The 18,945-nt window shown below is 72.2% G+C and carries 17 protein-coding genes; 14 read left to right on the top strand and 3 right to left on the bottom strand.

The annotated features are described in order from the left end of the window. Positions 1-22 precede the first annotated feature (22 nt). The 4 genes from ABH925_RS06425 (at position 23) to ABH925_RS06440 (ending at position 3,256) form a co-directional block, all read left to right on the top strand. The gene (locus ABH925_RS06425; protein ID WP_370146016.1) at positions 23-622 is read left to right on the top strand and encodes a GNAT family N-acetyltransferase; all 600 of its coding nucleotides are present in this window, start codon (positions 23-25) and stop codon (positions 620-622) included. Between the two features lie 98 nt (positions 623-720). Beyond that, positions 721-1,272, top strand: coding sequence for a DoxX family protein (locus tag ABH925_RS06430; RefSeq protein WP_370146017.1), 552 nt, complete (start codon positions 721-723; stop codon positions 1,270-1,272). 110 nt (positions 1,273-1,382) lie between these two features. Continuing rightward, complete coding sequence (locus ABH925_RS06435; protein WP_370146019.1) at positions 1,383-2,336, top strand: ATP-binding cassette domain-containing protein; 954 nt, start codon at positions 1,383-1,385, stop codon at positions 2,334-2,336. Then, positions 2,336-3,256: an ABC transporter permease gene (locus tag ABH925_RS06440; protein ID WP_370146021.1), complete on the top strand. Its 921-nt coding sequence runs from the start codon at positions 2,336-2,338 to the stop codon at positions 3,254-3,256. Before ABH925_RS06435 ends, ABH925_RS06440 begins: the two co-directional genes overlap by 1 nt. 16 nt (positions 3,257-3,272) lie before the next feature. Here the strand turns inward: ABH925_RS06440 and ABH925_RS06445 are convergent, their stop codons facing one another. The 3 genes from ABH925_RS06445 to ABH925_RS06455 all read right to left on the bottom strand — a co-directional run bounded on the left by ABH925_RS06445 (position 3,273) and on the right by ABH925_RS06455 (position 6,520). Next, positions 3,273-5,273 (bottom strand): hypothetical protein, encoded by a 2,001-nt coding sequence (locus ABH925_RS06445; protein ID WP_370146023.1) that lies wholly within the window; start codon positions 5,271-5,273, stop codon positions 3,273-3,275. A 190-nt stretch (positions 5,274-5,463) separates the two neighbouring features. Then, the gene (locus tag ABH925_RS06450) at positions 5,464-5,715 is read right to left on the bottom strand and encodes a hypothetical protein (protein ID WP_370146024.1); all 252 of its coding nucleotides are present in this window, start codon (positions 5,713-5,715) and stop codon (positions 5,464-5,466) included. Positions 5,716-5,749: 34 nt separating this feature from the next. Then, entirely contained in the window at positions 5,750-6,520 is a 771-nt protein-coding gene (locus ABH925_RS06455) for a thioesterase II family protein (protein ID WP_370146026.1), read from the bottom strand. A gap of 734 nt (positions 6,521-7,254) precedes the next feature. On the opposite strand from ABH925_RS06455, the gene ABH925_RS06460 reads away from it, so the two are divergent. The 10 genes from ABH925_RS06460 (at position 7,255) to ABH925_RS06505 (ending at position 18,887) form a co-directional block, all read left to right on the top strand. Next, positions 7,255-8,565 carry a sensor histidine kinase gene (locus ABH925_RS06460; protein WP_370146027.1) on the top strand — a complete coding sequence of 437 codons (1,311 nt, stop codon included), beginning with the start codon at positions 7,255-7,257 and terminating at the stop codon, positions 8,563-8,565. Beyond that, positions 8,529-9,173 carry a response regulator gene (locus ABH925_RS06465; RefSeq protein ID WP_370146029.1) on the top strand — a complete coding sequence of 215 codons (645 nt, stop codon included), beginning with the start codon at positions 8,529-8,531 and terminating at the stop codon, positions 9,171-9,173. The genes ABH925_RS06460 and ABH925_RS06465 overlap by 37 nt, the downstream gene beginning before the upstream one ends. A 143-nt stretch (positions 9,174-9,316) precedes the next feature. Next, positions 9,317-11,086 carry a fatty acyl-AMP ligase gene (locus ABH925_RS06470; RefSeq protein ID WP_370146030.1) on the top strand — a complete coding sequence of 590 codons (1,770 nt, stop codon included), beginning with the start codon at positions 9,317-9,319 and terminating at the stop codon, positions 11,084-11,086. Further along, the gene (locus ABH925_RS06475; protein ID WP_370146031.1) at positions 11,083-11,355 is read left to right on the top strand and encodes an acyl carrier protein; all 273 of its coding nucleotides are present in this window, start codon (positions 11,083-11,085) and stop codon (positions 11,353-11,355) included. Before ABH925_RS06470 ends, ABH925_RS06475 begins: the two co-directional genes overlap by 4 nt. 34 nt (positions 11,356-11,389) lie before the next feature. Continuing rightward, entirely contained in the window at positions 11,390-12,598 is a 1,209-nt protein-coding gene (locus tag ABH925_RS06480; protein WP_370146032.1) for an FAD-dependent monooxygenase, read from the top strand. Between the two features lie 65 nt (positions 12,599-12,663). Continuing rightward, positions 12,664-14,802, top strand: coding sequence for an MMPL family transporter (locus ABH925_RS06485; protein ID WP_370146033.1), 2,139 nt, complete (start codon positions 12,664-12,666; stop codon positions 14,800-14,802). Positions 14,803-15,062: 260 nt separating this feature from the next. Continuing rightward, positions 15,063-16,496: a condensation domain-containing protein gene (locus ABH925_RS06490; RefSeq protein ID WP_370146034.1), complete on the top strand. Its 1,434-nt coding sequence runs from the start codon at positions 15,063-15,065 to the stop codon at positions 16,494-16,496. A 67-nt stretch (positions 16,497-16,563) separates the two neighbouring features. Then, positions 16,564-17,604 (top strand): 2,3-diaminopropionate biosynthesis protein SbnA, encoded by a 1,041-nt coding sequence (gene sbnA, locus ABH925_RS06495; RefSeq protein WP_370146035.1) that lies wholly within the window; start codon positions 16,564-16,566, stop codon positions 17,602-17,604. Continuing rightward, positions 17,598-18,620: a 2,3-diaminopropionate biosynthesis protein SbnB gene (sbnB, locus tag ABH925_RS06500; protein ID WP_370146038.1), complete on the top strand. Its 1,023-nt coding sequence runs from the start codon at positions 17,598-17,600 to the stop codon at positions 18,618-18,620. Before sbnA ends, sbnB begins: the two co-directional genes overlap by 7 nt. A 42-nt stretch (positions 18,621-18,662) precedes the next feature. Further along, positions 18,663-18,887 (top strand): MbtH family protein, encoded by a 225-nt coding sequence (locus tag ABH925_RS06505; protein WP_370146040.1) that lies wholly within the window; start codon positions 18,663-18,665, stop codon positions 18,885-18,887. Positions 18,888-18,945: the final 58 nt, after the last annotated feature.

Below are 18,945 nucleotides of genomic sequence, written 5' to 3' on the forward strand. Positions count from 1 at the left end.
TGGGCCCGGGTAGGGTTTTCGGATGGAGATTCGAGTCGTGGGCTACGCCCATCCCGACGCCCAGCGCCTCATCGCCGAGGTGCAGCAGGAGTACGTCGTGCGCTACGGCGGTGACGGCGACGCCAGTCCGGTGGACCCGGCGGAGTTCGAGCCGCCGCACGGGCTGTTCGCCGTGCTCTACGACGCGGACGGCAGCGCGGTCGGGACCGGTGCCTGGCGGGCCCGCGACGCGGAGCAGGGGGAGCCCGGCCTGGCGGACGGGGACGCCGAGCTGAAGCGGATGTACACCGCCCCGGCCGCGCGGGGCCGGGGCCTCGCCCGCGGGATGCTGCGCTACCTGGAGGCCGACGCCCGGCGCGCGGGGCGCCGCCGGATGGTGCTGGAGACGGGGGCCAGGCAGCCGGAGGCACTGGCGCTGTACGCCGCCGAGGGGTACCTGCCGACCACCAAGTTCGGCATCTACCAGGACGAGCCGCTGAGCGTCTGCCTGGCGAAGGAACTGCCGCCGCTGACGGCGGAAGCCGCCGCGGGGTCGGGGGAGGCCGCCGTGTCGGGGCAGGCTGACGGGTCGGGGGAGGCCGTACTGGCGGGGGAGGCCGTCGCGGTGCCGGCGGTGGGCTGAGAACCGGATGGGCTAGCCGGGGCGGTGGCGGGCCCGGGTCTCCGCGCAGACTGGCGGTGAGGCCCGTTCCCCGCCGTCCCCCCAGAGAGGCCCACCTCATGCCCTGCATCCACCGCAAGGACCTCGGACTGCTGGCGTTGCGCTTTGGCGCGGGCGGGGTGCTGATCGCCCACGGGACACAGAAGCTCTTCGGCTGGTTCGGCGGCGGCGGGATCGAGGGCACCGCCCGGGCGATGGAGCACATGGGCTTCACCCCGGGGCGGCCGAGCGCCCTCGCCGCCGGCCTCGGCGAGGCGGGCGGCGGTGCGCTGCTCGCACTGGGGCTGGCCAGCCCCGTGGCCGGGGCGGCGGCGGCCGGGGCGATGGCGGGGGCCGTGGCCGTGCACGCTCCGGCGGGCTTCTTCGCCACGTCCGGCGGCTACGAGTACCCGGCGTACCTGGGCTTCACCGCGGCCGCTCTCGGCCTGGCCGGTCCGGGGCGCTACTCGCTGGACCATCTGACCCGGCACCGGCTCGACCGCCCGCTCACCGTCCTGCTGGCCTTCGCCCTGGGCGCGGCGGGCGCGGCCTCGGTCGTCAGGAAGCGGCAGGCGGCGATCAGCCCCGAGCCGGAGTCCGACGAGGACGTGGGCGCCTACCACGGCGCCTGAACCGCGCGGCCCTGTGCTTGTCCGGTCCGGGGCACGGGCGCATTCTGGAGTCCGGTCCCGTGACCGGACCCGACCGGGCGGTCGCACCGACTTCGGCGAGGTGAACCAGGGTGACGACGGAGACCATCATTCAGGTTCGCGGCCTGACGAAGTCCTATCCCAAGACCGATTTCAACGCCGTGGACGGTATCGACCTGGACGTGCGGCGCGGCGAGGTCTTCGGACTGCTCGGCCCCAACGGGGCCGGGAAGACCACCACGGTCGGGATGCTCACCACCCGGGTCGTGCCCACCTCGGGAACGGCGCTGATCAGCGAAGTCGACGTGATCGCCCGTCCCACCCTGGTCAAGCAGATCATCGCGGTGGTGTCGCAGCAGAACACCCTGGACCGCTCGCTCACCGTCCGGGAGAACCTGTACTTCCACGGGCTGCTGTTCGGCATCCCGAGCGGCCGGGCCCGGCGCATCGCCGACGAGCTGCTGGAGCGGTTCCAGCTCGCGCGCTGGGCCGAGGCCTCGGTGTTCACGCTGTCCGGCGGGATGGCCCAGCGCCTGCTGGTGGCCAGGGCGATCTTCCACCGGCCGGCCGTGCTGTTCCTGGACGAGCCCACCGGCGGCCTGGACCCGCAGAGCCGGCTGGCGCTGTGGGAGGTCCTCGGCCAGCTGGTACAGGACGGCCAGACCATCCTGCTCACCACGCACAACATGGAGGAGGCCGACCAGCTCTGCGACCGGGTCGCGATCATCGACCACGGCCGGATCCTCGCCATGGGCACTCCGGCCGCGCTGAAGCAGAGCATCGACGCCGACACCGTCGTCACGGTCCAGGCCGTCGGCGACAGCGCGCTGCTCGCGGAACGGCTCGCCCGCGACGTCGACGGGGTCGTCCGCAGCCGGATCGGGGACGGCTTCGTGGAACTCCACCTCCGGGGCACCGACCGGGTGCTGCCACGGGTGGTGGCCGCCGCGGAGGCCGGCGGCTTCGACGTGGTCGACCTCTCGGTCTCCCGGACCACGCTGGAGACGGTGTTCATCCGGCTCACCGGAAAGGAGTTGCGTGACTGATGTCCACGTCTGCGTCTGCCAACGCGTCCACCGACGCGTCCGCGACCGTGCTCTCGGAGACCGCGGTCGGCTCGATCACGCTGCGGCCGACCCGCTCGGTGCTGGCCGCCAGCCGTACCGCTCTCGCCGCGCTGATCCGGCGGGACCTGCTGGTCCTGAAGAAGAACTTCGGCGAGTTCGTGGGTCGGACGATCATGCAGCCGCTGCTGCTGGTCTTCGTCTTCCTGTACGTGTTCCCCACCATCGGCCAGGGTGTCGGCGGGGGCGGCGGCACGGCGGGGGAGTCCGACTTCGCCACGGTCCTGGTCCCCGGGGTGGTGGCCATCGCGATCATGTTCCAGGGCATCCAGTCGGTGGCGATCCAGCTCTCGCAGGAGTTCGGCTACACCCGGGAGATCGAGGACCGGGTGCAGGCGCCCTGCCCGATCTGGCTGGTGGCGATCGCGCGGGTGCTCTCGGGGGCGACCCAGGCGCTGATCTCGGCGATCATCGTCTTCCCGATCGCCGCGGTGGTCCACGCACCCGGTGTGCGGGCCCATCTCTCGGTGCACTGGTGGATCGTGCTGACCCTGATCCCGCTGGCGTGCCTCGCCATGACCTCCCTGGGGCTGGTTCTGGGCACCACCTTCGAGCCACGCAACATCGGTCTGATGTTCGGCTTCGTCGTGCTGCCGCTGGTCTTCCTCGGGGGAACCTACTACCAGTGGACCCGGCTGTCGGCGGTCCACGTCGGCGGGTTCCACTGGCTGCAGGTGCTGGTCCTGATCAACCCGCTGATCTACATCGCCGAAGGCATGCGCGCGGGGCTCACCGAGGCCTCGCACATGAGCCTGTACATCGTCTACCCGGTGCTGGTCGGGTTCTGCGCACTCTTCCTCTGGCTGGGCCTGCGCAACTTCCGCCGCCGGGTCCTGTCCTGACGGTGTATCGGGCCGGTCAGGGCTGCTGTGGGGGGCCGGTGAGGGGGGTGTGGACGGGGGTGGCGAGGCCGACGAAGACGACGAGCTGGTGTCCGCCGGGGTTGGTCTGCACCGGGACGGTCAGCCAGTTGTTGGCCAGCCAGACGTTGCCGGACGGGTCGATCTGCACGCCGGTGTTACGGGTCAGGCCGTCGCTGGTGTACCCGCTGGCGGCCGGCGAGATCGGCTGGCCGGTCCGGTAGCCGGGCGGGCACGACGACAGCCGTGCGCCGCACAGTTCGGCCAGGCGTTGACCGCCGAAGTTCGCCACCCACACGTTGTCGTGGCCGTCGACGGCGACCCCCCACGGCAGCACGAGACCGTTGTTGGTGAACGGCTGCGCGGCGACGGTGCCGTCGGGCCGGACCATGGTCACCGAGGTACCGGGGATGTGCCCGGCGCTCTGCGCCGTCGCGGCCAGGCCGGCGACCGTCGCGCCGCCGCAGGGCACGACGAGCGCGCCGCTGTTGGAGACCCACAGGTTGCCCAGGCTGTCGGAGGCGATCCCCAGCGGCCGCTTGATGCCTCCGCCGGTGACCGAGCGGACCGGCCTGCCGTCACGGGAGAGCAGCAGCACACTGTTGCTGCCGTTGCCGGTCACCCAGGCCCGGCCGGCGGGGTCGATGGCGATGTCGAAGGGGCTGACCGCCTGTCCTGCGCCGTTCAGCCCGATGCTCCGGGCCAGTTCGGGACGGCCGTTCGGGATCCGGACCACGCTGCCGCTTCCGCAGCTGGCGATCCAGATGTTCCCGGACCTGTCCGAGACCGTGCCCTGGGGCTGGACGATGGGGCCGAAGCGCCATCCGTCCGCGGGGGAGAGGGCGGTTCCCTGGCCGGTGAACTCCGAGACGCTGCGGAAGAACCGGCTGGCGTCGAGGCCGCACTGGGAGCCCTGGAACCCGAAGTTGGCGACCCAGACCCGGCCCTTCGGGTCCAGCGTGATGCCGAAGCCCGCGCCGTACAGACCGCCGCCGCTGTACGGCGCGCCGGGGGCGTCCGCGCCGGTCGGCGTGAACGTCAGCACGCTCCGGCTCCCGCAGACCGAGGTGTGGGGATCGGCCGCGTACTCGTAGTTGTTGGTGACCCAGGCGTTCCCGTCCGCGTCGAAGGCGATGTTGCCGGGGCCGTCGAGTTCGTGGCCGTTGCCCTCGTAGCGCAGCGCGAGTGTCCAGGCGTCGGGCCTGGCGGCCAGCGCGGGTTGGTACACGGGCCGGGCGGCCGCCAGCGCGAAGAGACCGTCCACGTGGTTGCCGGGGGTGCGGGCGATATCGGCGAAGGCCTGAAGGGTGTCCTGCGGTCGCGCCTCGCCCGGCGGCTGCGCCAGCCGCAACAGCGTGCCGCAGGTCTGCCCCTCGACGCAGCCCGCGAGGATGTCGGCGAGGGAGTTGACCGTGCTCAGGGTGGAGGTGAGCGAGCCGTTGGGCGGGGCCGCGAGCAGCGGGGCGATGTCCCCGGTGGTGCTGTCGGCCAGGTTGTGCGAGATCGCGGCGGCGTTCTGCAGCCCGGGACGGCTGCCGGAGATCGCACCGGCGCGGGTGAACTGCGCCATCGCGTACGCCGCCGCGACGGTCGTGCGCTCGTTGATCACGACGTCGGGCCGGTCGCGCGGCGTGCCGAGGACGGTGGCCAGCCTGACGACCGCCGTGCTCCGCCGTTCCGGCGCCTCCCCGCTCGGGCTGAGGTCGGCGGTCAGGTACAGCACCGCTTCGGCGTCGGTGGGCGGTCGGTAGGAGAGACGGAACTCCCCGTTCGCGTCGCTCCGCGCGCCGGCCAGTGCCGTCGCGGGCGCACCGGGACGGTCCCCGGCCCGGTACAGCGTCACCTCGGCGGAGCCGATCGGCGCATCCCCGCTGCGGACGGTGCCGCACTGCACGAGCAGCCCCTGGCCGTTCGGTTCCGCAGCGCTGCCGGCATACGCGCTGCCGAGGGAGAGCGAGAGGGCGGCAGCGAGCAGTACCACGACTCCACGTCGGCGCATTGCGGTCCGTTCCCTCGGCGACACCAGCGGCAAGCCCGAGGATTCCGGCGGGGCGGCGTGAGCGCGATCGCCGGGTGCGGGCATGCGCCAATGTCGCCGGGGACAGCGGCAGCGCCCCGACGGCACGCATGCCCGGCGGGCCGATTACCCCCACCGAGTGACCCCCGCACACCCGTTCGGCCCAGAAAAGCTACTGCCACCTGCCGTTGCGCATGAGGGTGCGGCCGGAGAGCTCGTTGGCCTCGCGCCAGGCCTGGAGGCGGAGCGGGCGGATGCGGAAGTAGTGGTACGCGGCGTCGGTCTCGGCGCGGGGATCGAAGCCGGTCCTGGCGGCGAAGGCGTCGCCGAGTGCGGCGGGGATGTCGGCGGCCGGGAACTCCTCCTGCAGGGTGCCTTCGATCAGCGCCAGCTTTCTGTCGCGGGATTCGTTCGGTGAATTCATGGGACGGCTGGCGCGGATTCGGCGTGGCTGGATATCAGGCCCCGCGCTGCGCGGTCGTCAGGTGCTTCGACACATGGGCGACGAGGTCCGCCTCGCAGTCCTCGGTGTAGAAATGGCCGCCGGGGAAGAGCCGGTGGGAGAACGTTCCGGTGCCGAGTTCCGCCCAGCTGCGGAGGCCGTCCAGACCGCACCGGGGATCGCTGATCCCGGCGCAGGCGACGATCGGCGCCCGGACCGGCGGCGGCTGCGACGGGCGGTAGGTCTCCAGCAGTCGGTAGTCGGCGCGCAGGGCGGGCATGAGGAGTTCCCGGAGATCCGGGTCGTCGAAGACCTGCAGCTGGGTGCTGCCGAGGCGGCGCAGCGAGTCGATGATCGACGCGTCGCCGCCGTGGTGGAGGGCGGACGGCACCGCCCGGTGCGGTGCGGGCCGGCCGGAGACGGCGAGCAGGGCGGCGGGCACCCCGTACTCGCTCTCCAGGCGGGCCGCTACCTCGTAGGCCACCGCGGATCCCATGCTGTGCCCGAAGAGCGCGACCGGACGGTCGAGGTATGGCCGCAGTGCGGCGGTGACCCGTCCGGCCAGCTCGTCCATCGACTCGACGGCGGGCTCCGCCAGCCGGTCCTGGCGTCCCGGGTAACGGACCGCCAGCAACTCGACCTCGGGCTGCAGGTAACGCCGCCACCCCCGGTACATGCTCGCGGCCCCTCCGGCGTGCGGGAAGCACACCAGGCGCAGGGCGGGCACGGCCGCGCCCTCCTGCCGACGGAACCAGAGTTCGCTGCTGCTGTGTACTGCCATAGACATTGTCGGCCCCCCTGGCGGCAGCGTAATCGAATTCCGAGGGGTTCGGAAGTTAAGATCCTGATATCGAAGAAATATAGCCGATACGAGAATCCTGCTCCCCTGGGACCCGACTGGGAAACAGTTCCGGGCCCTGTCCGAATTCAGGGGATTGGGGTAATCCATGGGATCGACGAACTCGCCCATGCCTGTCGACTGGCCCATACATACCGGAGTCGGCGGTGTGAGCCTGGCCGCTGCCGGCGCACTGCCGGGCGACCGCCGCCCGGAGACGGCCCGGCGTCTGGTCGCGGAATGGCCGGGCTCCTCGGCGCGGACCTTTCCGTACGCGGACGTGCTGGCCCACTACCGCGCGGTGGGGCGCAACCACGTGGACGGGCAACTGCGGAACGAACTGAGGCTGGCGGCCGCCCGCGCGGTCCGCCCCGGCGGTTCGGGCGGTGGTTCAGGGGGCGCTTCGGACGCCGACGCGGACGGCGGGGCGCAACTGCTCGCGGACTGGCTCCCCATGACGTACGACGACCGTCGAACGGGTCAGCCAGGGCGCGCGCTCCTCGCTGATCGAGGCCGTGCCGACCACCCCCGGGGACTGAGTCGGGCAGGAGCCGGGCCCGGACCGGGGGGTGACGTAGGTGCACCTTCCGGCCGGGGGGTAATCCCAATGTGCACGACACCCCCGGCGGCCAGACTTGCTGCAGCGGGGTCACCGGGACAACGCGGGAATCGAGGAGGCTGTCGTGCGCAACACCACTGCGGAGACGTCGGACCAGGGCTCGCGTCGGCTGTGGCTGCCGCTGGCGCGCGGCCTGGCCCTGTTCGGCCAGAAGGTGCCCCAACTCGCGCTGTTCGTCCTGATGGTGGCCTCGCTCGCGGCGCTGGTCTCGGGCGCCGGGGCGCTGCTGCTGCCGATCGTGGTGGCCGCCGTGCGGCGGATGGCGAACCGGTCCCGGCGGCTGGCACTGGCCTGGTCCGGGGTGCGGATCGCCGTGCCGTACCGGGCCGAGCCGGAGGGGATGACCGGGTTCATCGGCCGGATGCGCCGCTTCCGGTGGCTCCTGCACGACCCGGCCACCTGGAGGGACATGCTGTGGACCCTGGTCGACCCGGTGGTCGGCGGCGTCCTGGCGCTGCTGCCCACCGCACTGGTCCTCTACGGCGTCGAGGGGCTGGCGTTCCCGTTCTTCTGGAACCGGCTCACCGGGGCGGGCTACCACGACTGGTACGCCGGGCTGATCCACGTCCATGGCCAGGCCGGGGTACAGGCCTGGCTGATGATCCCGCTCGGTCTGGCGTCGATCGCCCTCGGGCTCTGGTCGGCCCCGAGGCTGCTCGCCGCCCACGGCCGGTTCACCCGGAGGCTGCTGGCGCCGCCGCCCGGGTTCGCACTCTCGCAGCGGGTCCAGCACCTGAGTGAGACCAGGAGTGAGGTGATGGACGGTCAGGCCGCCGAACTGCGGCGGATCGAGCGCGATCTGCACGACGGGGCCCAGGCCCGGCTGGTGGCCATGGGCATGAACCTGGGCGCGGCGGAGGAACTGCTGGACACCGATCCGGAGGCCGTGCGCGGTCTGCTGGCGGAGTCCCGGGAGTTGTCCTCCAGGGCGCTGGGCGAGCTGCGCGACCTGGTGCGCGGCATCCATCCGCCGGTGCTCTCCGACCGCGGACTGGGCGACGCGGTACGGGCGTTGGCGCTGGACACGCCGCTGGCGGTGGAGGTGGTGGTGGACCTGCCGGGCCGGCTGTCCGCTCCGGTGGAGTCCGCCGCGTACTTCGCCGTCACCGAACTGCTGACCAATGTGGCCAAGCACGCCGACTCGGCCCGGGTGTGGATCGACATCCGGCACGATGAGGAGGCGCTGCGGATCAGCGTGACCGACGACGGTCCCGGCGGCGCCGACGCCCTGGCGGGCAGCGGACTGCGCGGGATCGAGCGCCGGCTCGGGGCGTTCGACGGGATCCTGGCCGTACAGAGCCCCGTGGGCGGTCCGACGATGGTGACGATGGAGATGCCGTGCGTGTTGTTCTCGCCGAAGACCTCTTCCTGCTGAGGGAGGGCCTGGTCCGACTGCTGCAGGCGCACCGCATCGAGGTCGCCGCAGCGGTCGAGTCCGGTCCGGCGCTGCTGGAGGCGCTGCTGGAGCACCGCCCGGACCTGGCCCTGGTGGATGTACGGCTGCCGCCGACGTTCACCGACGAGGGACTGCGGGCCGCGGTCGAGGCCCGCCGGGTCCTGCCCGGACTGCCGGTGGTGGTGCTCTCCCAGCACGTCGAGCAGCTCTACGCGCGGGAGTTGCTGGCCGACGGCGCGGGCGCGGTCGGCTACCTGCTCAAGGACCGGGTCTTCGACAGCCGCCAGTTCATCGACTCGCTCCGCCGGGTGGCGGCCGGGGGCAGCGCGATGGACCCGGACGTGATCTCCAAGCTGCTGGCCGGCACGGTACGGGACGCGCCGCTGGCGCGGCTGACGCCGAGGGAGCGCGAGGTGCTGTCGCTGGTGGCCGAGGGCCGGTCCAACGCGGCGATCGCCCAGCGCTTGTCGGTGTCGGAGCGGGTGGTCATCAAGCACACCTCGAACGTCTTCGCCAAGCTCGGCCTGGCCCAGTCGGACGACGACAACCGCCGGGTGCTCGCGGTCCTCGCCTACCTCAACGCCTGAGCCCTCAACGCCTGAGCCCCCAACGTTTGAGCCTCCAATGCCTGAGCCTTCCTGCACAACGGCCCGGTATAGGGCCGATATAGCCCGCACAGCGACGCTGGCCCGGTTGAGCGCACACCTCACTCGCAGGGAAAGGCAGGGCCATGTCATCCAGTTCCCCGGAATTCGAAGGGCTTGTCGGCAGGCTGCGGCGGCACGCCTCGGAGAACCCCGACCGCGTCGCCGCCCTGTTCATGCGCGGCGAGTCGCAGGAGCCGACCCCGGTCCAGCTGAACTACGCGGAGCTGGACCGCACCGCGCGGTCCACGGCGGCCTGGCTGCAGCGCCGCACCTCGCCCGGCGACCGTGTGCTGCTGCTGCACCCGCAGGGCCTGGACCTGGTGACCTCCTTCGCCGCCTGCCTGTACGCGGGAGTCGCGCCGGTGGTGGTCCCGGTGCCCGGCGGCCACGCCCACCAGGCCGCGCGCACCGCCGGCATCGCCGCCGACTGCGGGGCGGCCGTCGCGCTGACCGACAGCGGCACCTACCTGGAGGTCGCGGCCTGGCTCGAACTGCCCGGCACACCCCCGCTGGAGTGCGCGGTCACCGACATCGACGAGCTGGCGCCGCCCGAGGAGTGGACCGACCCCGGCATCGGGCCGGAGCAGCTGGCCTTCCTCCAGTACACCTCGGGCTCCACCAGCGACCCCCGCGGCGTCGTGGTCACCCATGCCAACCTCGAACACAACATCACCCTGCTGTGCGAGATCTTCGGCTGGACGCCCGAGATGCGCTTCTGCGGCTGGGTGCCGATGTTCCACGACATGGGCCTGATCATCACCGTGCTGGTGCCGCTCTACCTGGGCACCACCACGGTCCTGATGACCGCCACCTCGTTCCTCAAGCGCCCCTACCTGTGGCTGGAGCTGATCGACCGGTACGACGTCCAGGTCAGCTGCGCCCCCAACTTCGCCTACGACCTCTGCGTGCGGCGGCTCACCGACGAGCAGGTCGACAGCCTCGACCTGTCCCGCTGGGTCTGCGCGGTCAACGGCGCCGAGCCGATCGACGCGGCCACACTGGACCGCTTCACCAAACGCTTCGCCCCCTCCGGCTTCCGCAACGAGACCTTCGCCCCCGCGTACGGGATGGCGGAGACCACGCTCGGCGTCTCCGGCACGGCGGTCGGCGTCGCGCCGGTGCTGCGCCGGGTCGACAGTGCGGCCCTGGAGCGCAACGTCCTGGTGCCGGCGGCGGCTGACGGCGAGTCGGTCACCCTGGTGGGCTGCGGGCGGGTCGGCAGCCTGGACGTGCGGATCGTCGCCCCGGACACCGGGGTCGAGCTGCCCGAGGGCCGGATCGGCGAGATCTGGGTCCGCGGTGACAGCGTCACCGGGGGTTACTGGCAGCGGCCCGAGCTCACCGAGACGCTGTTCCGCGCCGACATCACCGACGGCGACCGGGGCTTCCTTCGCACCGGCGACCTGGGCGCCCTGTTCGACGGCGAACTCCACATCACCGGCCGGATCAAGGAGATGCTGATCATCCGCGGCCGCAACCTCTACCCGCACGACATCGAGCGCGAGGCCCGCGCCCTGGACCCGCGCTTCGAGGGCCGGCTGACCAGCGTCTTCGCCGTGCCCGGTCAGGACGACGAGATCGTGGTGGTCCAGGAGGTCCGCGGCACCGCGCTCGACGAGGAGGAGCTGAGCGGCCTGGCCCAGCTGGTCCGGGACGAGCTCGGCCGCAGCCTGGGCGTGCGGGTGTCCAACGTCGTCCTGGTCCGCCCCGGACAGGTCCGCCGGACCACCAGCGGGAAGCTCCAGCGCAGCCTGATGCGCGAGCTGTTCATGAAGGACGAGCTCACCCCGTTGCACGAGGAGCTGGGCGCCGACGTCCGCCGCCGCTACCGCACCCTGGCGGGTGTGCGATGAGCCGCTCGCTGGACGCCGCGGCGGCCCGGGAGTGGCTCACTGCACGCATCGCCGACTGCCTCGGCACCGAGCCGGAGCGGATAGCTCCGGACGCCTCGCTGATCGGGCTGGGGATCGACTCGATCCACGCGATCGCGCTCTGCGGCGAACTGGAGGACCGCTTCGGGGTGCTCCTGGAGCCGTCCCTGGTCTGGGACCACCGCACCGTGGACGCCATCGTCGCCCACCTCGGAACGCAACTGGCCGCCGCGACCGCCGGCACCCGCTGACCGCACAGGAATGAACCGGAGAAGGGAAGACACCATGGCGCAGAGAACCCTGCGGGCCGCAGTGGTCGGCGCCGGGATCGGCGGCCTCGCCACGGCGATGGCCCTGACCCGGGCGGGACTGCGGGTCGACGTCTACGAACAGGCCGGGCAACTGCGGGAGGTGGGTGCGGGACTGCACCTGGCCCCCAACGGCAGCCGGCTGCTGGAGCGTTTCGGGCTGATGGAGCGGCTGCGCAAGGTCGCGGTCCGCCCCGAGGCGCTGGAAGTACGGCTCTGGAACGCCGGGAAGGTCCTGGCGCGCCAGCCGATGGGCGATGTGTGGGAGGCGGAGTTCGGCGGCTCCCACTACACCGTGCACCGTGCCGACCTGCACACGGCGCTGCTGGAGCAGGTGCCGTCCGAGTCGCTGCGGCTGGGACGGCGCTGTGTCGGCTTCGCCGAGGACGCCGACGGGGTGGACCTGCACTTCGCCGACGGCTCGGTCGCCCGGGCCGATGTGCTGATCGGGGCGGACGGGGTGCACTCCCTGGTCCGCCGGGCCGTCGCCGGACCGGACCTGCCGGTGCTGACCGGCAGCAGTGCGGTGCGCGGACTGGTCCCGGTGGAGCGGCTGACCGGGGCCGACGGCCTGCCGGCTCTGCCGGCCGACACGATGTTCGTCTGGACCGGGCCGCAGGCACGGTTCCTGGCCGCACCGGTGAGCGGGGGGCAGCTGCTGTCCTTCGTGGCCGTCGTCCCCGACGGCGGGGCGGCGGAGGAGTCCTGGAGCCGGTCGTCCGACGTCGGCGTACTCGCCGAGGCCTTCCAGGACTGGGATCCGATCGTCCGTCAGATCATCGGCCTGGCCGAGGAGGTGGGCCACTGGTCGCTGCGTGACCGGGAGCCGCTGCCGCGCTGGAGCACCGCCCGCACCACGCTGCTCGGCGACGCCGCGCATCCCATGCTGCCCTACCACGGGCAGGGCGCCAGCCAGGCCATCGAGGACGCGGTCGTCCTCGCCCGCTGCCTCGCCGAGTCGGCCGGGCAGCCCGCCGCGGCCCTGCGGCGGTACGAACGCGCCCGCCGGGAGCACAGCGCCCGGGTTCAGCTCGGCACCAGGGACAGCGGATCGCAGCGGCTGGCGAGCGGCCGGAACGACAGCGCCGAGCGGTCCGGCAGGGAACTGTCCGCGCTCGTCGAGGACACCACGTGGATTCAGCGCCATGACGCGGAAGCAGCCCTGGCCGGCCTGCCCGCCGCATGAGCGCAGCACCGTCGAGAGCCCGTGAGGGCCGCAGAGAGTCCGAGAGACCAGGAAGAGGAGTCGTCATGTCAGGAACGAGCAACCGGGCCGGCCGGATCATCGGATCGCCGGGCGGGAAGATCGGCAAGTGGCTGATGCTGGTCGGCTGGCTGATCGTCATGGTCGCGGCGGTGCCGCTGGCCGGCAAGGTCGGCAGCGTCGAGAAGAACGACGTGACCGTCGAACTTCCGCGCGGGGCGGAGTCCACCCAGGTCTCCGCGCTGGCTGATCGCTTCGCCGACGGGAAGACCGCCGTCGGTGTCGTCGTCTACGTCCACGACAGCGGCATCACCGTCACCGACCGGGACAAGGTCGCGGCCGACATCACCGCGTACGACGCGCTCGCGCTGAGCCCGGTGGCGCCGGCCCAGGCCTCGGCCGACGGCAAGGCACTGACCGTGATGGTGCCGCTCGACAACGACACGGCCAAGCTGGCCACCAACGCGCAGAAGGTCAGGGACCGGGCCGACGCAGGCCTCCCGTCCGGGCTGCAGGCCCAGCTCACCGGTCCGGCGGGCGACTCCCTCGACGCCGCCGACGCCAGGGCGTCCACCGGCCACGCGCTGACGCTGATCACCGTCCTGGTGGTCGCCGGGCTGCTGCTCTTCACCTACCGCAGCGCCTTCCTGTGGCTGCTGCCGCTGGTCGGCGTCGGCTTCGCCTACGTCACCACCGAGGCGGTCTCCTACCTGCTGGCGAAGGGCTTCGGGCTCACCGTCGACAGCGGCAACGTGATCGTGGTGACCGTGCTGCTCTTCGGGGTCAGCACCGACTACGCCATGCTGCTGCTGGCCCGCTACCGGGAGGAACTGCGGGTCCACGAGGACCGGCACGTCGCGATGCGGACCGCACTGCGCCGCGCGGTCCCGGCGGTCGCCGCCTCCGCCCTCACCGTCAGCGCCGGCCTGCTCTGCCTGCTCACCGCCCAGATGGGCTTCAACTACACGCTCGGCCCGGCCGGTGCGATCGCCATCGTCTGCGGCTTCGCGGTGATGGCCACGCTCTTCCCGGCCATCCTGGTGATCCTCGGCCGCTGGGTCTTCTGGCCGAACATCCCGCGGGCCGGGGTCGCCGTGCGCAACGGCGGCCACCGGCTCTGGGACCGGATGGGCGGGCGGATCGCCCGCCGTCCGCGGCTGACCTGGATCGGGTCCACACTGCTGCTCGCCGTGATGGCGGTGGGCGCGCTGGGTCTCAAGACCGGTCTCGACGACAACCACCAGATCGTCGGCACCCCCGGATCCATCGTCGGCCAGCAGCTGGTGGCCGCGCACTACCCGGCCGGGCAGAGCCGGCCGGCCGTGGTGGTCAGTTCCGCCGGTGCCGCGTCCGCCGTGTCCACGGCGCTGCGCAACGTCCCCGGAGTGGCCGAGGTGGCCGCGGCCGTGCCGTCCACCGACGGGACGCTGGCGGAGATCCAGGTGGTGCTGAAGGACAGCCCGGACAGCGCGGCGGCCTACACCACCGTCAACCTGATGCGGACCGCCGCCCATGCGGTGCCCGGGGCGGACGCGCTGGTCGGCGGCCCCACCGCGGCGACCCAGGACAAGACCGCGGCCCAGGCGCACGACCGCAAGGTGGCGATCCCGCTGGTGCTCGGGGTGGTGTTCCTGGTCCTCATCCTGCTGCTGCGGGCGCTGGTGGCCCCGGTGCTGCTGATGGCGACCGTGGTGCTCTCCTACTTCGCGGCGCTGGGCCTCAGCTGGCAGTTCTTCCTCCGGGTGCTGCACTTCCCGGCGGTGGACGTCCAGGTGATGCTGATCGGCTTCCTCTTCCTGGTGGCGCTGGGCGTCGACTACAACATCTTCCTGATCCACCGGATCCGCGAGGAGGTCAAGGAGCGCGGCCACCGGGGCGGCGTCCTGGCCGGACTGACCTCCACCGGTGGTGTGATCACCAGCGCGGGCGCGGTCCTGGCGGCGACCTTCGCCGCGCTCACCAGCGACCCGCAGGTGGCCTTCATCGAGATCGGCCTGACCGTGGCCCTGGGTGTGCTGATCGACACCTTCCTGGTCCGCTCGGTGCTGGTGCCGGCCCTGTCGATCGACGTGGGCCGCAGCTTCTGGTGGCCGTCGCGGCCGGTGGTCGAGCCGGCGCCGACGCTGGTGGCCTCGGGAGGCGCGGTCGGGACGGCCGTCCCTGAGGTCGAGGAACTGCTGCAGTAGGCCGCAGGCCGGTCGGTATCGGCCCAGGTCACCTCGGCTGCGGGGCGGGCGCGGGCAGGTAGCGACGGTATAGCGGGGATATAGCGAGGGGCCGGATGGTGGGCTCGCTCGACCGGTGTTCGACCGGTCGGGCGGTCCAGCCGTCCGGCCCTTTGCGTTGCGGCCCGGCCGGCGCGAACCGCCGGAAGCAGCAGGCATGGAACAGGCATGCGACAGGCATGCGACAGGCATGGGGGAGAGCAGGCATGGGGGAGCGCGGCGTGGGGAACATCAGCATGTCCATGGACGAGGAGGGGCCGAGACGGCCGCTGTCGGCCGGCCAACAGGCCCTGTGGCTGGCGCATCGGCTGGCGCCCGGCAGCGCCGCGTACACCATCGTGCTGCCGGTCCGGATCCGCGGTCCGCTGCGGGTCGAGGCGCTCGGCGCCGCCGTCGAGGCGGTGTCCAGCCGGCACCCGCTGCTGCGGTCGCGCTTCGGCGAGGCCGACGGCGAGCCCTACCGCAGCGAGCCCTGCCGCGGTGCGTGCGCGGGGGCGGGTGGGGCGCTGCTGGTCCGCGAGGTCCCGGGTGCCGGTGACGCCGAACTGGCGGCGCTGGTACGGGAGTACGCCGCCCGCCCGTTCCGCCTGGCCGAGGAGCCGCCGTTCCTGGTGGTGCTGCTGCGCCGCTCCGAGGAGGACGCGGTGCTGGTCGTCTCCGCCGACCACATCGTCAGCGACTACGCCTCCCAGCATCTGATGCTGCGGGAGATCCTGGACGCGCACCGGGAGTTCGCCGATGCGGGCCGCTGGGCCCAGCCCCCGGCGCCGTACCCGTACGACGACCAGGTGGCTGAGGAGCGGCTGCTGCTGGCGTCTCCCCGGGGCGCCCGCGCCGAGCGGTACTGGCAGCAGGTACGGGACGGGGCGGGGCCGGCCGAGCTGCCGACCGACCGGCCGCGTCCGGCGACGCCCGGATTCCGCGGTGGAACCCGGGACCTGGAGATCCCGGACGGTACGGCGCGGCGGCTGACGGCCACGGCGGGCGCGCTCGACAGCACGCCCTTCGCCTTCCTGCTCGGCGTCTTCCAGGCCGCACTGTACCGGTGGACCGGGCAGGGCGACGGGCTGATCGGCTGCCCGATGTCGACCAGGGTGGGGCAGCGGACCCGGGACACCGTCGGCTACTTCGTCAACCCGGTGCCGGTCCGGTCCGCGATCGGCTCGGCCGACACGGTCGCCGACGTGGTGACGGCGGCGCAGCGCCAGCTGATCGGCGGCATGGCGTACGCGGGCTATCCCTGCGCGCTGCTCGGCGCCGACCGGGGCGGCCGGCATGCGCCGCTGTTCCGGATCGCGCTCACCATGATCACCACGGACCGGCAGGAGCCGGTCCTGGGCCCGGTCGGCGGCACCGCGACGGAGGGCCCGGCGGTCGAGTACGCGGGGCTGCGGATCTCCCGTATGGCGACCCCGCAGCAGGAGGGGCAGCTCGACCTGATGGTCCGGATCGAGCAGAGCGAGGGCGCGCTGAACGCCGCCTTCAGTTATGACGCGGACCTGTTCGACGCGGACACCGTGGAACGCTTCGCCGGACATTTCGGCACGCTGCTGGAAAAGGCCGCCGAGAACCCCGGGGCGACGGTCGAGAGTATTTCCCTGGTGGACCAGGACGCCCTGGCCCGGCTGCTGGCCCTCGGTGCCGGGACGGTATAGGGCCCTCATAGCCGGGCGGCTCAGTATGAGATTCGCCAGAGCGATCCAATGACGCGAAGGGTACATCGTGGCAGGGCAGCGTCTCAAAGGAATCATTGCGGCCATAGGAAACACACCGCTGGTCGAACTGGAACATATTGTCCCTGAATTTCAGGGCCAGGTCTTCGCGAAACTGGAGCGATTCAACCCCGGCGGCAGCATCAAGGATCGCTCCGCGATCAGCATGCTGCTGGGCAAGATCGAGTCCGGTGAGCTGCGGCCCGGCCGCTCCGTCGTGGTCGAGTCCAGCTCGGGGAACCTGGCCATCGGAATCGCGCAGCTCTGCGGCTACTTCGGTATCCGCTTCGTCTGCGTCGTGGACGCCAAGACCACCGAGCAGAACCTGGCCATCCTCAAGGCACTCCAGGCCGAGGTCGAGGTGGTCACCGACCCCGACCCGGTGACCGGCGAGTACCTGCCGATGCGGCTCGCCCGGGTGCGGCAGCTGGTGGACCGCATCCCGCACGCCTACTGGCCCAACCAGTACGCCAACCCGCTCAACCCGCTGGCGCACCGGCAGACCATGCGGGAGATCGCCGAGGCGCTCGACGGGAAGGTCGACTACCTCTTCTGCGCCGCCAGCACCACCGGCACCCTTCGCGGCTGCGGGGAGTACATCCGCGAGCAGGGGATGAGCACCAAGGTCATCGCGGTGGACGCGGTCGGCAGCGTGCTGTTCGCCCCGCAGGCCGATCCGGACGGGTCAGTCCCCGAGCCGCCGGCCTTCCGGCTGATCCCCGGGCACGGCGCCTCGGTGCGCCCGCCGCTGCTGGACACCCGGACCCCGGACCGGGTGGTTCACGTCACCGACCTGGACTGCGTGGTCGGCTGCCGCCGGCTGACCCGGCGCGAGGCCGTCCTGGCCGGCGGCTCCTCCGGCGCGACCGTCTCCGCCCTGGAGAAGCTCGCCCCGTCCATTCCGGCCGGTTCCAACTGCGTCCTGATATTCCCGGACGGTGGCGACCGCTACCTCGACACCATTTACTCCGACCACTGGGTGCGCCAGAACTTCGGCGACGTCGCCCATCTGTGGAAGGATTCGGAGAGAAAGCTGATGCAGCCGTGCTGATCATTCGACACCACGAGGTCCAGGATATTCTCCGGGGCCGCGAGACCGATATCATCGAGCTGATCTCGGCGACCTACCGGCTGCACGACGAGGGAAAGTCCTCACTGCCGCACTCGACCTTTCTGCGATTCCCCGACGCGCCGGCCGACCGCATCATCGGACTGCCCGCGTACCTGGGCGGCGAGAAGCCGACGGCGGGCATGAAGTGGATCGCCTCCTTCCCCGGCAACATCGCCGCCGGGGTGGACCGGGCCAGCGCCGTGGTCGTGCTCAACTCCCTTGCGAACGGCCGCCCCGAGGCGCTGGTCGAGGCCTCGCTGATCTCCGCCAAGCGGACTGCGGCCAGCGCGGCCCTCGGCGCCGGACTGCTGCTGCCCGATGCGGGCGCCGACACCACGGGTGTCACCCTCGTCGGCTGCGGCGTCATCAACACCGAGATCCTGCGCTTCCTCAAGGCCCGGCTGCCCTTCCTCACCGAGGCGCTGGTCTACGACCAGGACCCGGCGCGTGCCGCCGGCTTCGCCCGGCGGGCCATGGAGGCCATCCCCGGCGTGTCGGTGACCGTCGCCGACGACCTGCCGTCCGCCCTGGCCGCACACGCGCTGGTCTCCCTCGCGACCACGGCCGCAGCGCCCCACCTCGCGGCGGACGCCTTCCGCGACGACGCCACGGTGCTGCACGTCTCACTGCGCGACATCCACCCGGAGACGATCCTGGCCAGCCAGAACGTGGTGGACGACGCGGACCACGTCTGCCGCGAGCGCACCTCGCTGGACCTCGCCCAGAAGCTCACCGGGAACCGCGACTTCGTCGACGCGTCCATCGGCACCCTGGCCGCCGGAACCTCGTCCTTCCAGCGCGACCCGGGGCGCCCCGTCGTCTTCTCCCCGTTCGGGCTCGGCATCCTCGACCTCGCCGTCGCCCGCTTCGTGCAGGAGGAGGGGACGCGCCAGGGACTGGGCGTGGCCGTCGACGACTTCCTCTCCGTCCCCGCCACCGTCCCCGTCCCGGCCTGACCGTTTCCGTGACCAGCACCCATTCCGACAGGAGTTCTTGAGATGACCGACGTGCAGAGCGACGACCGTACCTACCTCGTGGTCCACAACGACGAGGAGCAGTACTCGATCTGGGAGGCCGACCGGGAGCTGCCGGCCGGCTGGCACCCGGAGGGCACCCGCGCGGGCCGGGCCGAGTGCCTGGCCCGGATCGAGGAGGTCTGGACCGACATGCGCCCGCTGAGCCTGCGCCGCCGCATGGAGCAGGACGGCAGCAGCGCCGCCTGACCCCGGCACCCCGGGCACGGCAGGGCCCGGCACAGCGCAGCCGGACGGCACACGAGCA

Source organism: Streptacidiphilus sp. EB129 (genome assembly GCF_041262645.1).
Taxonomy (GTDB): domain Bacteria; phylum Actinomycetota; class Actinomycetes; order Streptomycetales; family Streptomycetaceae; genus Streptacidiphilus.